This window comes from Levilactobacillus parabrevis (assembly GCF_044051715.1).
GTDB lineage: Bacteria > Bacillota > Bacilli > Lactobacillales > Lactobacillaceae > Levilactobacillus > Levilactobacillus parabrevis.
Window position 1 is genome coordinate 720,300 of the sequence record NZ_CP168688.1, and the last position, 14,418, is coordinate 734,717.

At 52.0% G+C, this 14,418-nt stretch carries 11 protein-coding genes; 8 read left to right on the forward strand and 3 right to left on the reverse strand.

What is annotated here, in order from left to right; genetic code table 11:
• Window positions 1-454 precede the first annotated feature (454 nt).
• The 3 genes from ACEPSU_RS03505 to ACEPSU_RS03515 are packed head-to-tail and all read right to left on the reverse strand — an operon-like array spanning window position 455 to window position 3,360.
• The gene (locus ACEPSU_RS03505; RefSeq protein WP_395322837.1) at window positions 455-1,420 is read right to left on the reverse strand and encodes an electron transfer flavoprotein subunit alpha/FixB family protein; all 966 of its coding nucleotides are present in this window, start codon (window positions 1,418-1,420) and stop codon (window positions 455-457) included.
• A 13-nt stretch (window positions 1,421-1,433) separates the two neighbouring features.
• A complete protein-coding gene (locus ACEPSU_RS03510) occupies window positions 1,434-2,228 on the reverse strand; it encodes an electron transfer flavoprotein subunit beta/FixA family protein (RefSeq protein WP_395322838.1) in 795 nt (264 codons plus the stop codon).
• A gap of 10 nt (window positions 2,229-2,238) precedes the next feature.
• A complete protein-coding gene (locus ACEPSU_RS03515; protein ID WP_395322839.1) occupies window positions 2,239-3,360 on the reverse strand; it encodes an acyl-CoA dehydrogenase family protein in 1,122 nt (373 codons plus the stop codon).
• Between the two features lie 217 nt (window positions 3,361-3,577).
• On the opposite strand from ACEPSU_RS03515, the gene ACEPSU_RS03520 reads away from it, so the two are divergent.
• From ACEPSU_RS03520 to ACEPSU_RS03555, 8 genes are all read left to right on the forward strand, one after another.
• Complete coding sequence (locus ACEPSU_RS03520; protein WP_395323541.1) at window positions 3,578-4,609, forward strand: aldose epimerase family protein; 1,032 nt, start codon at window positions 3,578-3,580, stop codon at window positions 4,607-4,609.
• A gap of 695 nt (window positions 4,610-5,304) precedes the next feature.
• On the forward strand, window positions 5,305-7,038 hold the full coding sequence (locus ACEPSU_RS03525) for a phospho-sugar mutase (RefSeq protein WP_395322841.1): 1,734 nt from the start codon (window positions 5,305-5,307) through the stop codon (window positions 7,036-7,038).
• Window positions 7,039-7,463: 425 nt separating this feature from the next.
• Entirely contained in the window at window positions 7,464-7,706 is a 243-nt protein-coding gene (locus ACEPSU_RS03530; protein ID WP_260340149.1) for a hypothetical protein, read from the forward strand.
• A 59-nt stretch (window positions 7,707-7,765) separates the two neighbouring features.
• Entirely contained in the window at window positions 7,766-9,196 is a 1,431-nt protein-coding gene (locus tag ACEPSU_RS03535) for a glycoside-pentoside-hexuronide (GPH):cation symporter (RefSeq protein ID WP_020089753.1), read from the forward strand.
• Between the two features lie 213 nt (window positions 9,197-9,409).
• Window positions 9,410-10,579: a galactokinase gene (locus ACEPSU_RS03540; protein ID WP_395322842.1), complete on the forward strand. Its 1,170-nt coding sequence runs from the start codon at window positions 9,410-9,412 to the stop codon at window positions 10,577-10,579.
• Between the two features lie 189 nt (window positions 10,580-10,768).
• Window positions 10,769-11,773 (forward strand): UDP-glucose 4-epimerase GalE, encoded by a 1,005-nt coding sequence (gene galE, locus ACEPSU_RS03545; protein WP_020089751.1) that lies wholly within the window; start codon window positions 10,769-10,771, stop codon window positions 11,771-11,773.
• The gene (locus tag ACEPSU_RS03550; protein ID WP_395322843.1) at window positions 11,774-13,237 is read left to right on the forward strand and encodes a UDP-glucose--hexose-1-phosphate uridylyltransferase; all 1,464 of its coding nucleotides are present in this window, start codon (window positions 11,774-11,776) and stop codon (window positions 13,235-13,237) included.
• A gap of 21 nt (window positions 13,238-13,258) precedes the next feature.
• On the forward strand, window positions 13,259-14,263 hold the full coding sequence (locus ACEPSU_RS03555) for a LacI family DNA-binding transcriptional regulator (RefSeq protein WP_395323623.1): 1,005 nt from the start codon (window positions 13,259-13,261) through the stop codon (window positions 14,261-14,263).
• The last annotated feature ends 155 nt before the right edge of the window (window positions 14,264-14,418 follow it).

Below are 14,418 nucleotides of genomic sequence, written 5' to 3' on the forward strand. Positions count from 1 at the left end.
ATTATTTCCCAGACAAAGAAAAAGTCCCGGAACACCGACCACGTCAAATGGTTGATGTTCCAGGACTTTTGTTGTTTTCGCAAGGTGAATTTGCTTTTGATAATGAAGCGGCACAACTAATATTCGCGATTAATGGTCCTCGGAGTTAGCCATGCTGGATTGGTTCAATTGGGCTAATGAGTCCATGATTTGCTTAGTGCTACCAGCAAAAACAAACCTAAGCCGGAGGAGGTCAGGGATGGAGCCGGCCGTGACGACGGTGTTAGCCCGGGCGTTAGGTCCTTCCCGGGTTTACAGCGTGGGACGCGTTTGGAAACTCGCATGAACTTCGCGAGGTTTCAAACCGAGCCGGAAGCCAGGTTCTCAGGCTGCAGGTGGTCCCCATGGCAGGCGGAATCCCTGGCAGCCGCAGGCGGCCTATTTCAGCAATCCCAGCACTAAACAAATCTAAGAGCTAGACGAATTGCGCCAAGAGGGCGGACATGAACGCCGGTGCGTCCCCAACGTAGCCGTAATCGGCCACATCGAAGATTGGTGCGTCCTTGTCGGAGTTGATCGCCACAATCGTCTGGGAGTCTTGCATCCCTACGAGGTATTGCACGGCCCCGCTGATCCCGAAGTTTAAGATCAGTTCGGGATGAATCGTGTTTCCACTTTGTCCAATTTGGTCGTCGTGCGTGAAGCGTTCCTGGTCGGTCAATGGCCGCGAGACCCCAATCCGGCCACCAAGCTTTTCAGCTAATTTGGTAGCGGTATCGATGGTGGCTTCGCTGGCCGCGCCCCGGCCTAGGGCAACCACGCGACTGGCATCGCCCACGGTTGTTGCCGTGTTGACAACGGGGACAGCCGTCTTGACCTGCAGGCGGTCGACGGGGTGGAAGGTGATCGTATCGGTCGTGACTTCAGCGGCACCATCCGCAGCTTCAGCCACGAAGGTGTTGGGCCGCACCGTTGCCATTTGTGGCCGGTGGTCAGGGCAGATGATTTCACACATGATGTTGTCCCCGTAGGATGGCTTGGTGGCGACTAAGGTTTCATCATCGAAACGCAGGTCCAAGCAATCGGCGGTCAGCCCCGTTTGCAGCTTGGCTTGGAGCCGTGGTGCAATGGACCGGCCGGTAATGGTAGCGCCGAAGAGAATCGAGTTGGGTTGGTACTTCTTGACCAACTGTTCCAGAGCGTCGGCATGTTCGGCGTCGGTGGCAGTTGGAAAACGGTCATCGCGCACGACCCGGATTTCGTCGGGACCATAAGCTGTTAACTCGTTTTCCAGATGGTCAGTGGTGGCTTCAAATAAGATTGCCACGGTATGAAATTGATCGCCAGCGAGGTGCTTGGCCTTGGTGATCAGTTGCTGAGTCGTGGGTTCAATGTGGTCTAAGCGGCGTTCCGCGATGACCCATAATTCTGGTTTTGACATAGCAGATTCCTCCTTAGATTAATTGACGGCCCTTTAAGGCCTTGATCAGCTGACTGGCGGCTTCGCTTGGCGTCCCGGTCAGTGGTGTCAGTTCCCGTTTGACGGGTTTTGGTGCGTAGACTTTGGTTACAATCGTTGGTGAGCCCGCTTGGCCGAGACGAGAGTCGTCCAAGTCGAGGTCATCATGGTGCCAAATGGTCAGAGGCTTTTCAAAGCTGAGTTGGATGTTCCGTGGCGTTGGGTAACGCGGCGTGTTCAGCTCGCTACGAACACTGACAACGGCTGGGAGTTGGGCAACCAAGGTCTGCTTCGTATCCTCCAGCAGGCGTTCGGCGGTTACTTCATTCTTGCCGCTCAGGCGCAAGCTAGCAGCGTAGGTAATCTGTGGTTGATGGAGAAATTCAGCGACAATGGGGCCGACTTGACCGGTATCAGCATCGACGGCTTGACGACCGAAGAGAATGAGATCGGCGTCACCGACCTTCTTCAAGGCTTGAGTGATGACGTAGCCGGTGGCCAAGGTATCGGCCCCAGCGAAGGCCCGGTCAGAGAGTAGGTAACCTTCATCGGCCCCCATAGCCATCCCTTCGCGCAGGGATTCGGCGTAGTCGTCCGGACCCATGGTGAGCAGGGCGACCTGAACGTCGTCGGTGGCGGTGTCCTTTAAGTGCAATGCCAGTTCGATGGCGTTTTTATCAAATGGATTCATGACGCCGGCCAGACCGCGGCGGTCCAAGTTATGGGTGACCGGGTCGATGGTGACGTCGTTGGTTTCGGGAACTTGCTTGATACATACGACAATTTTCATGGGGAGCCTCCTATTTGTTAAATTCGGCGGTGGCAATGGCGGACCGCATCTTTTCAACGGTTCCTTCGGCGATTTCCATTGCCCGGGCATCCCGAATCAGGTGCTCGACCGGATATTCGCGACTGTAACCGTAGCCAGCCAAGATCTGCAAGGTGTCGTCACCGGCGCTGACAGCGGCCCGTGAGCCGTGAGCCTTAGCCATAGCGGCTTCTTCACTGTATGGCTGACCGGCAGCCTTTAATTGTGCAGCGCGTTGGTACAGGAGCTTGGTGGTCTCTTTACGCATGGCAATGTCAGCGACCTTACGATGGGTCACTTGCAGTTCAGTTAGCGGTTTGTCGCCGGCCTTACGTTCCTTGGCATAATCGGTAGCAATCTTTAATTCGTGTTCCATGATCCCGGTGAGGACGGCACCCATTAAGATGCGGGCGTCATCGTGGGCGGAATCCCCGATAATCCCACCATCGCCGAGCTTACCCAGCAGATGGTCGTTGTCGACAACGATGTGGTCCATCACGATTTCACCGACTGGTGTGCCACGGAGACCGATGAAGTCTTCGCGTTTTCCAAATGAGAAACCAGGCATGTCCTGATCAACGACGAACACGGAGAGTTCCTTCGGTGCGGTCTTGACCAACACGCAGTAGACCTGAGCGAGGCCCCCGTTCGTGATCATGATCTTGTCGCCGGTAATGACCCAGTGGTCGCCTTCGCGGGTGGCCGTTGAGCTGATACCCATGGGATTAGAGCCTCCGGAAGCTTCGGTCATGGAAAAGGCGAAAATCCGGTCGTTAGCGGATGGCAGGAGCTGCTTTTGCAGAGCTGGCGTCCCAAACTTGAGAATCTGATCGATGGTCTTGAAGTGGCCTTCGAGGGTGACCGCCGTGCTGGCGTTGCCCCGAGCAATGTGGTTCAGGGCTGCGGCAGTGACTTCGGGGCCGAAGCCGGCACCACCGAATTCTTGGGGTAGCATGATGCCGAGAAAACCAGTATCCGTCAATTTTTGCATAAAGCCGGCTGGAAAGTCACCCGCGGCGTCCATAGGCATATCCTCTGGACTGATTTCCCGAGCGGTATAGTCGTCGACCATTTGGAGCAGCAGCTTTTCAGCGGCAGCAGTTGTAGCTGGCATAGATAGTTCCTCCTTAATCAAACAATATATTTATTGTGTAAATGTGCACGATTCGAGGTAAGTATAGCGAATAATCAAACGATAAGTCCAATAAAAACGTGATTATTTTGCCAGTAAATGATTGTGGGTAATCCCAATTCCTTGTTATAAATAAATTGGTGCTGACCAACCGGTTAGTATACAATGAAACCGGATTCTAAATTGGAGAAAATAACTGATGAATATTACGCAAGAAGTGGCTGGCACCATCGCAGACCAGACTGTGACTAAGTACCTGTTAACCAATAAACAAGGCACACGGGTCGCCGTGTTGACCTGGGGCGCCACGCTTCAAGAATTTAGTGTGGTCGAGGGTGACCGTCGGCAACAGTTGGTCGTCAGTGAACCCGACCTGACGGCTTACAATCAGAATGGCTACTGTTTATGCCAGGCGTTGGGCCGGGTGGCTGGCCGGATTGCCGGTGCCCAATTTGACCTCGAGGGACATACGGTTCAGCTGGACGCCAACAACGGGCGCAACGCCATCCATGGTGGCCCCCATGGCTTCAAGAATGTGAACTGGACGGGGACAACCAGCACCACCGATGAGTCGGCCAGCGTGGCGTTGACCCACACGGCAACACCCGCCGATGACCGCTATCCGGGGACGTTGACCACGACAATCACGTATACCCTGACGGCCGACAATCGTCTAGAAATTAGCTTTACGGGGACCAGTGATGCCGCAACGCTCTTCAACCCGACGATTCACACCTACTTCAACGTAACCGATGACCAGCAGAGTATCGACAAACAGTGGCTCCTGTTGAGTGGCGACCATCGGCTTGAGCTGAATGCTGAGAAAATTCCTACGGGCAAAAAACTCCCCACGGCCGGGACTGGATACGATTTCAGCCAACCACGAACGATTGCAGATGGTTTGACCCAACTCAAGCAAGCGGGTAAAGTCGAATACGATGATGCTTTTGAAGTAGTGCCCAGTGCAACCACGCCAATCGCGGCTATCGGGGATGTCACGGGGCATCGTCGGGTGGCCCTCTATTCCGACCGGAACGGTCTCGTGGTCTTCACGGCTAATCCAACGGATAAAAAGCGAGCAGCCGCGCGTGACTACAATGCGCTGGCACTAGAGGCGCAGGCGCTACCGGACGCGATTCATCACGCCGACTTCGGCGATATCGTATTGCCAGCTAACCAAACCGTTACCCACAAGATTGCGTACCAATACTTGGCTGGCGGCAAGGGGTAGTCAAAGAAGCATCGCCTACGGTGGCTTGGGACTCCACCGCTGTGGGGACCGCCTGCAGCCCAAGAGCGGGCTTCCGGCTCGGTTTGAAACCTCGCGAAAGTCGTGCGAGTTTCCAAACACGTCCCACGCTGTAAGACCGGGAAGAAACGAGCGCCCGGCCTAACACCGTCGTCACGGCTGGTTCCGTCCCAAGCCACCTCCGGCTAACGACATCTCTTTGACTTCCCTCAATCCATCGTATGTATTGGTCGGTTTATATGGGATTAAAGGTCGCAAGAACCCTAAAGAAAGCGCTAAGTTTACCTAGTAACTTGGTTAAACTTTTACCAGCAACGTGTCAAATCACAAGCGTTGCTGGTATAGTAGTGTTATTGAATTTAGTTAACCAGTACCGTCAGGGGAGAAATAAAAGGATGGCGTGCAGGGTTAACTCATTGTCTGGGCAAGATCCGTGTAAGCCGTGAGGGTGGTGCAAATCAGCTCAGCCGTGGGAATTACTTTAGTGGCTGGCCACTAAGGTAATTGGTGAGTTTGAAACTCGGTCTGTGAGGTTCAAACTCAAGTCTGGAGACCGTTCTTTGGCTCCAGACATCCGCCCACAGCGTCACAGCTGCTTTGCACCGCCCGGCAAGGCGAAGTACACGGGATCGACCCCAGACAAAATGTTAAGTGATAATCGAAAAGGAGCGATTTAGATGAGTTGGCAAGAAAACTATCAAGTTTGGCAACAACAACCCACGATGATTCCCACAATCAAGCAGGAATTAGATGCTATTGCGGATGATCCAGAGGCGTTAAAAGCAGCTTTTAGTGGTCCCATGAGCTTTGGGACTGCCGGGATGCGGGGCGTCATGGGACCCGGGATCGGTCAAATGAACGTGTACACCGTGCGGCAAGCGACCGAAGGGGTTGCGCGTTATCTGGACACGTTGGATGACGCCACGAAGCAACGCGGGGTCGCCATTAGTTTTGACTCCCGTTACCATTCCACAGAGTTCGCTCACGAAGCGGCCCACGTTTTGGGTGCGCACGGGATTCCTAGCTTCGTTTTCGATGATTTACGGCCTACGCCAGAATTGTCGTTTGCGGTCCGGTACTTACATACGGCCATGGGGATCATGATCACGGCCAGCCACAACCCCAAGCAGTACAACGGCTACAAGATCTACGGACCAGATGGTGGGCAAATGCCACCCAAGGCGTCCGACATGATTACCGACTTTGTACGGTCTGCCAAGGATGTTTTTGCCATCAAGGTGGCCGACGAACAGCAGTTACGTGCTGACAAGACGCTCCAGATCATTGGGGAAAATGTCGATCAACCTTACCTGCGAAACGTTGAGAGCGTTACGATCAACCACGAGCTGGTCAAGACGGTGGGTAAAACCATGAAGTTGATTTACACGCCACTGCATGGAACCGGGAAAGTTATTGGCGAACGGGCGTTGCGTGGTGCTGGCTTCGAAAACTTCACCATGGTGCCGGAACAGGCAATCGCCGATCCAGAATTTCCAACGGTACCGTTCCCGAACCCTGAATTTGCACAGGCCTTCGATATGGCCATTGCGTTGGGGAAGAAGGAGGGCGCCGACCTGTTAGTCGCCACCGATCCCGATGCCGACCGATTAGGGGCCGCCGTTCGTCAACCGAACGGGGATTATCAACTGTTGACTGGGAACCAGATTGCTTCGATTCTGCTGGCCTACATTCTAAAGGCCCGCAAGCAAGCCGGCCAATTGCCAGCCAACTCCCGGGTCGTTAAGTCTATCGTTTCCACCGAACTGGCTACCAAGATTGCGGCAGCTTACGGTGTGGAAATGAAGAACGTGCTGACTGGGTTCAAGTTTATTGCCGAACAGATTCATCAGTACGAGACGACCAACGAGCACACCTTCTTGTTTGGTTTCGAGGAAAGTTACGGTTACCTGATCAAGCCATTTGTCCGTGACAAGGATGCCATCCAGTCTACGGTGCTGTTGGCGGAAGTCGCTGCCGACTACAAGCAACGTGGCATGACGCTCTACGACGGGATCGAGGAACTCTACGCGACCTACGGCTACTTTGCCGAAAAGACCACGTTTGAAGAATTCCCAGGCGTTAACGGTGCCGACCAGATGGCCCACTTGATGAGTGAGTTCAGAGAAAATGCGCCAAAGTCCTTTGGTGACAGTGCCATTGAGACGGTCGAGGACTTCTCGACGAGCATCAAGACCGAAGTTGACGGGACGACCAGCAAGATTGATCTGCCACAGTCAAACGTCTTGAAGTACTGGTTGAGCGATGGCACCTGGATCTGTATTCGGCCTTCAGGGACCGAACCTAAGGTCAAGTTCTACATCGGGACGAGTGATCAGACCGACGCGGCCGCCCAGAAGCGGTTGGCGGGTTACGAAACAGCTTTAAAGCAGTACGTTGATTCAGTGAAGTAGAACTACCGCAATTAAAAAATAATTCAGTACAGTTAGTTGCTCCCTCCAGGGGTGTGGCTAACTGTTTTTTTGTGGCGGCAAGTGTGTCAGGAGAGGCAAACGGTTGCCACGCCGGCTAATGGTGTGGTGGCTTGCTTTCACAGAATTTTTAAGTAGTTAGGGGCTTTCACCAGGAATCCACCTTAGTCGGTCACTTTACTGATCGCTTTACTAAAGTTTTTACAATAAAAAGACAACCGGTTGCAACTGATTGTTACCAGATAGTACAACGAATTACCGAATATTTTTCACAATAAAAGTGGTTGCATTTAAGCAGAGATAACCCTAGAATAATAGCCGTAAAGCGCTTACATTTTAGTTAAAAGTAAATTTATATTTTACTCTGGGTGTAGGTATTCTATTTGAGAAATCAGAGGTGGGTCAAAATGGCTAAGAATGACAAGATTACGTTGGACCCCGCGAAGTTTGCGGCAGCTGTTTTGGGAGGAAACGCGCAGTATCCGGATGAGGAAAATAAGTTGTACATCAAGCGACAACTGACGCTCTACTTGGAAGCAACGTTACTTGCTCAAGACTTTAACAAGTTGGAAGAGTCCCAATTTGATATGGCTAAGGCGCAACAACGGGAGAATGTGCTCTCAAAGATCATTGAACACCGGTATCACTAGACTAGTGGTTATCGTTAAGGATTAGAACGCAGTCGCTTGTTGAAAGGCGTGAAAGAACAATGGTTAAGCAATATCTCTCATATGCTCTAGGGGCATTCGGACATGATGCCTTCTACGCAACACTTAATACTTATTTCGCAATCTTTGTAACCAGTGCCTTGTTCGTGGGAAAGGGGTCCGCCGCTGAAGCCGGAATCGTCACCACGATGGTCGTGGTCATTCGTTTGATTGAAATCGCTTTTGACCCGATGATCGGTGGGATGGTTGATAACACCGATACCAAGATCGGGAAATTCAAGCCATGGCTGTTAGCGGGGGCAATCGTCAGTTCAGTTGGACTGATTCTCATGTTCTCCAGTCTGTTTGGCTTGGCAGATTCCAATAAGTCCGTTTACTTCCTAGTCTTTGGGATCGTCTTCGTCATTATGGATATTTTCTATTCATTCAAAGACATTTCGTTCTGGTCCATGCTACCAGCTTTGAGTGTGGACACCAAGGTTCGGAACCGGTTCGGGACGGTTGGTCGTTTCGGGTCTACCTTGGGTTCTCAAGGGGTTATCATTGTCATTATGCCTCTGGTCATTTACTTCTCCCAGAAGTTCTCTGGGACTCACGGCTCCACGGAAACACGGGCCGGCTGGTTAGGATTTGCGATCGTGATTGGGGTCGTTTCCCTGTTAGGGGCTTTGGCCACTTTCTTTGGGACGAAGGAAACCAAGAACTTAATCCGTAATGATACTGAACGGACGCGTTTCCGCGATGTCTTCAAGGTTATTGGTGAAAACGACCAATTGATGTGGTTAGGTCTTTCTTATCTGTTATTTGCCTTGAGCTACGTGGTGACGAACTCACTCTTGATTTACTACTTCCAGTACGTCATTGGTAATGCGAAGGCCTACAGTGTGATTGGTGGAGTTACGGCGGTCTTAGGGATCATCTCAGTGCCACTGTTTCCAATCATTGTTTCTAAGATTACGCGGCGTGGGGTCTACGTCGGGGGTATCTGCATGATGTTAGTCGGCTACGTGCTCTTCAACTTTGCGGGTAGCAGTGCCATCATGATGTATATCGCGGATGCCATCTTCTTCTTCCCATACCCGATGATTTTCCTGGCGGCCTTAATGACCATCACCGACAGTGTGGAATACGGGCAATGGAAGAACGGCACGCGTAACGAATCCGTGACCTTGTCAGTCCGTCCCCTGATTGATAAATTAGCTGGGGCTTTCTCAACCGGGATCGTAGTTATTGCGGCTGTCCACTCCGGAATGACGGGGAACGCTCAGCCTAGTGACATTACCGCACACGGGATGTTTATCTTCCACTCCTTCATTTTCTACATGCCGATGGTCTTGTTAGTCATCTCTGCTTTGATTTACCAATTCAAGGTTACTTTATCTGAAAAGAAGCATGCCGAGATCGTTAAGGAATTGGAAAGCAAGTTAAGAACTCGAAAAGCTAAAAAGATTGAAGCAAAAGTTGAAAATTAATTCGGAATTCTAAAGAGCTTGGGCCTTATCGTCCAGGCTCTTTGTGTCTCTGGATGGATGTGGTTAATCCCAGCGCAGGTCGCAAGTACTGAGCCTCGGTGGCTACTAGCTTAAAGAAGAAAGCGCTTTATAAATAGATTGACAATCGGCGCAAAAGCGTTTATGATAATCACAGTAAAAGTTTACTAAAAATTTATTGAGGAGTTAATCGCCATGGACTTTGCCAGCTTAGCAACTGAATATCAAGAAAAGTTTGATGCTGCACCACAACGGGTCTTCTTTTCTCCCGGTCGGATCAATTTGATCGGTGAATACACTGACTTCAACGGTGGGCACGTCTTCCCAGCCGCAATCAGCATGGGGACTTACGCCGCGTACATGAGTCGAGATGATCGGCAGTTCCGGGTTTATTCGGCCAACGTCCCGGATGCGGGCATGTTGACGTTCTCACTGGACGATTTGGCCTTTCATAAGGCTGATAACTGGGCCAACTACCTGAAGGGGATGTTGTTCGAGCTGGCGAAGCAAGACCTAACGATCGACCACGGTTTTGACCTCTTTGTTCACGGAAACTTGCCGGACGCCTCCGGGTTGTCCTCATCTGCCTCCATGGAAATGTTGATGGGGGAAATTCTTCACGCCGCTTATGGTATGAAGTTGGATGAAGTTGAAATGGTTAAGGTCGGCCAACAGGTTGAAAACGACTACTTCGGCTTGAATACCGGGATCATGGATCAATTTGCCATCGGCATGGGGAAGAAAGACCAAGCCATGCTGCTGGACACGAACACCATGGACTATGAGTATGCGCCCCTCAACTTGGGCGACAACGTCGTGGTCATCATGAACACAAAGAAACGGCGGGAACTGACCGATTCTAAATACAACGAACGGCGGGCCCAATGTGAAGAAGCTCTGCGCCGGTTGCAGACCAAGTTGGACATTAAGACGTTAGGGGATTTGGACGAAGACCAATTTGACCAAAATGCCTACCTGATCAACGATGACACCTTGATCAAACGTGCGCGGCACGCTATTTTCGAAAATCAGCGGACACTGAAGGCCTTCAAGGCTTTGCAAGATAACGACCTCGAATCCTTTGGCCACTTGATTAATGCGTCCCACATTTCCTTGAACTATGACTTTGCCGTCACTGGGAAGGAACTGGACACGTTGGTTGAAACCGCTTGGCAACAACCTGGTGTCTTAGGTGCCCGGATGACCGGTGCCGGCTTCGGTGGTTGTGCCATTGCCATTGTTAAGAAGGCCAATGTGCAGGACTTCGAAGCCAAGGTCGGTCAGGTCTATGAAGACACGATTGGCCACAAGGCAGAATTCTACGTTGCAGAGATTGCGGACGGCCCTAAAGAATTGCAGAAATAAGTCGGCAGTCGGTTGTTTGGAGTCGAGCCGGGTGGCGGCAGGTAGAGCTGAGCTTCCGGTGCCAACGCGACACAATTTAACAGCGTTATAAATTAGTTTTAAGATAAAATCAGTCAAAGAGTTTCCTGGCTAACGCCTAAGTTTGCAGTGGGTTGACCAAGAAACGACATAATTGAGGAGGAATTGATGATGACAGTTTTAGTTTTAGGTGGTGCTGGTTACATTGGCTCACATGCCGTTGATCGGTTAATTCAAAAGGGATACGACGTTGCGGTCGTCGATAATTTAGTAACGGGACACCGTGCCGCGGTTAACGATAAGGCTCGGTTCTACGAAGGGGACGTGCGTGATCAGAAATTCTTGAACGGTGTCTTCGATAAGGAAGATATCGAAGGGGTCATGCATTTCGCCGCCTTCTCCATTGTTCCAGAATCCATGGAAAAGCCGCTGAAGTACTTTGACAACAACACGACCGGGATGGTCTCCCTGCTGGAAGTCATGAATAAGCATAACGTGAAACGCATTATCTTCTCGTCAACGGCGGCCACTTATGGCGAACCTAAGCAGATTCCAATTAAGGAAACGGACCCACAGATTCCAACCAACCCATACGGTGAAAGCAAACTGATGATGGAAAAGATCATGCGGTGGGCCGACGAAGCTTACGGCATCAAGTTCATCGCGCTACGGTACTTTAACGTGGCCGGGGCCAAGGAAGACGGGAGCATTGGTGAAGACCACCATCCCGAAACTCACCTGATTCCAATCATCTTGCAGGTTGCTGCGGGAGAACGTAAAGAACTCTCCATCTTTGGTGGCGACTACCCAACCAAGGATGGGACCAACGTCCGTGACTACGTTCAGGTGGTTGACCTGGTCGATGCTCACATCTTAGCGTTGGAATACCTGAAGGCTGGCCACGACAGCGACGCCTTTAACCTTGGTTCATCGACTGGTTTCTCCAACAAAGAAATGTTGGAAGCCGCTCGGAAGGTTACGGGTAAGGAAATTCCTGCCAAGATGGCCCCTCGCCGTGCCGGTGATCCTAGCACGCTGATTGCGGCTAGTGACAAAGCGCGGAAAGTCTTGAACTGGCAACCACAGTTTGACAACGTGGAAGATATCATTCGGACGGCTTGGAACTGGAAGCAAAAGAATCCAGCCGGCTACGACGATCAGAACGAGGCAAAGTAAATGGCACAAGACACAATTCAAACGTTTATTGATCGAGTCGTCCAATCACCCGCACCCTACACGGAACTGGATCGGCAGTATGTGACCAACCGGATCTTTGCTTTGATTGGTGATGGGGATGCTCAGACGACCACCAGTGCCGATCCCATTGATCTGGTGGCGGCTATGGTCGAAACGGCCGTCGCTAATGGCAAAATCGAGGATGCACCAAGCCCCCGTGAGATTCTGGAGTCCCAGTTAATGGACTTCATGACGCCGTTGCCATCTGCCGTCAACCGCGGCTTCTGGGACCGGTATCAACAGAGCCCGAGTGCCGCGACCGACTGGTTCTACCAGTTGAGCAAGGCTAACAACTACATTAAGACTAGAAATATCGCGCGCAACGTGGTCTTCCCTGCTCAGACACCGGCCGGTGAGTTGGAAATTACCATCAACCTGTCCAAGCCGGAAAAGGACCCGAAGGCGATTGCGGCTGCGCAAACGCAGACGCAGGCCAGTTACCCGCTGGATCAACTGTGTATGACTAACGAGGGCTATCTGGGGCGTCTTGGCTATCCCGCCCGCAGCAATCACCGGATTATTCGGATGATGTTGGGCGGAGAGACCTGGGGCTTCCAGTACTCGCCATACGCCTACTTCGCGGAACACGCCATCTTCTTGGCCAAGGAACACCGGCCGATGGTGATCAACCAGCATACCTTTACCAACCTGTTAGAAATCGTCCGGCAACTGCCGACCTACTTTGTCGGGAGTAACGCCGACTTGCCAATCGTGGGGGGCTCCATGCTGACACACGACCATTATCAGGGGGGCAAGCATACCTTCCCAATGATGTTGGCACCCGTAGACCGGGCCATTGACCTGGGCGTTGCAGATGTTACCGCAGGAATCGTGCAGTGGCCGATGACCGATATTCGGCTACGCGGGACGCAACCGGAACCGTTGATTACGGCGGCGACAAAGGTCCTGAAGAGCTGGATCGACTACTCCGATGAGTCCGTGGACGTGCGCGCCTATACCGATGGCACCCGTCACCACACGATTACGCCAATTGCCTACCGGGATGGGACGGACTATGTGTTAGACTTGGTCTTGCGGGATAACCAGACGTCGGCTCAGTATCCGGATGGCATCTTCCATCCACACCAGGACGTTCAGCATATCAAACGGGAAAATATTGGCCTGATCGAAGTCATGGGTCGCGCCATTTTACCTGCACGGCTGAAGGCCGAGATGGCCGAAGTCAGCAAGTACTTGTTGGACCAGCCTAACCAGATTGCGCCGATGCATCAAGCATGGGCCGATGGGTTGAAGCAGGCCAACACGATTACCGAGGCTAACGTGACGGCAGTCGTCCACCAGGCCATTGGGAATACCTTTGCCCGTGTGCTGGCTGACGCCGGGGTCTTCAAGCGAGACGCACAGGGTCAAGCCGCATTAGACAAGTTCATTGCACAGGTTTAATTCTGACAGGAGGTGATGATGATCGCAGCCACCTTAAAAGATATTGCGAAATCAGTCGGGGTCTCACTAGCGACCGTGTCGCGGGTCTTGAATTACGACCGGACATTGTCGGTCAGCGAGTCCACCAGAAAACAAATATTTGAGGTCGCCGAGGACTTGAACTATACCAAGTCCAAACGCCGGACCAATGCGCCGATTAAGCAACTGCGGGTCGCCATCGTTCAGTGGTATTCGAAGTCTAAGGAACTCGATGATCTGTACTATATGGCGATTCGATTGGGCCTAGAGAAACGCTGTGAACAGCTCAATATGCTGGCCACTCGGACCTTTCAGAACAACCTGCAGGCCATTGATCCAGACGTAGACGCCGTCATTGCCATTGGTAAATTCAGTGACGAACAGGTTCAGACGTTGTCGCAATTGACCGGTAACCTCGTCTTCGTCGATCAGGATCAGTTGGGTCACGGTTATGACAGTGTGGTTACGGACTTTGATGTTGCCGTTCAACAAGTCGTCGACTATTTCTGGCAACACGATCAGCATGAGATTGGCTTGATCTGTGGGAGTGAGTCGACGACGGATGGCAAGCTGGATGTGCTCGATCCGCGGTACACGGCGTATTGCCGTGACTTGCAGAAGCGAGGCGCATTTGACCCCAAGCTGGTCTTCACCGGGGATTACACCTCGGAGTCCGGCTACGAGCAGATGCAGGCCGCGGTGACGCGGCTGGGGGCTAATTTACCCCACGCCTTCTTCGTGAGCAACGACCCAATGGCCGCTGGGGCACTGAAGGCACTACGCGAAAATGAAATTGCCGTACCGGACCGTGTCAGCCTCTTCAGCTTCAACGACACCACGATTGCCAAGTATGTCTTTCCCGAATTAAGTAGCGTTCACGTGAATACGGAGATGCTGGGTGCGGAGGCTGCCGATTTGGTGGCCGACCGCCTGAAAACGGGACGACGGACGCCGCAACGGGTGACGATTGGGACTGAGTTGATTGTTCGCGAGAGCACGTTGAAATAGTAATGCGTGTGGTTAAAAAATAACAAATTAGAAAAGGTTGCCTCGAGGTAAACGCCATAAATTGACGTGAACTTCTAGGCTACTAATTGGCTGGCATGTTCCCTATGTTTTACTGGGGACGTGTCAGCCAATTTTGTTAGTTGCGATAATCTGCG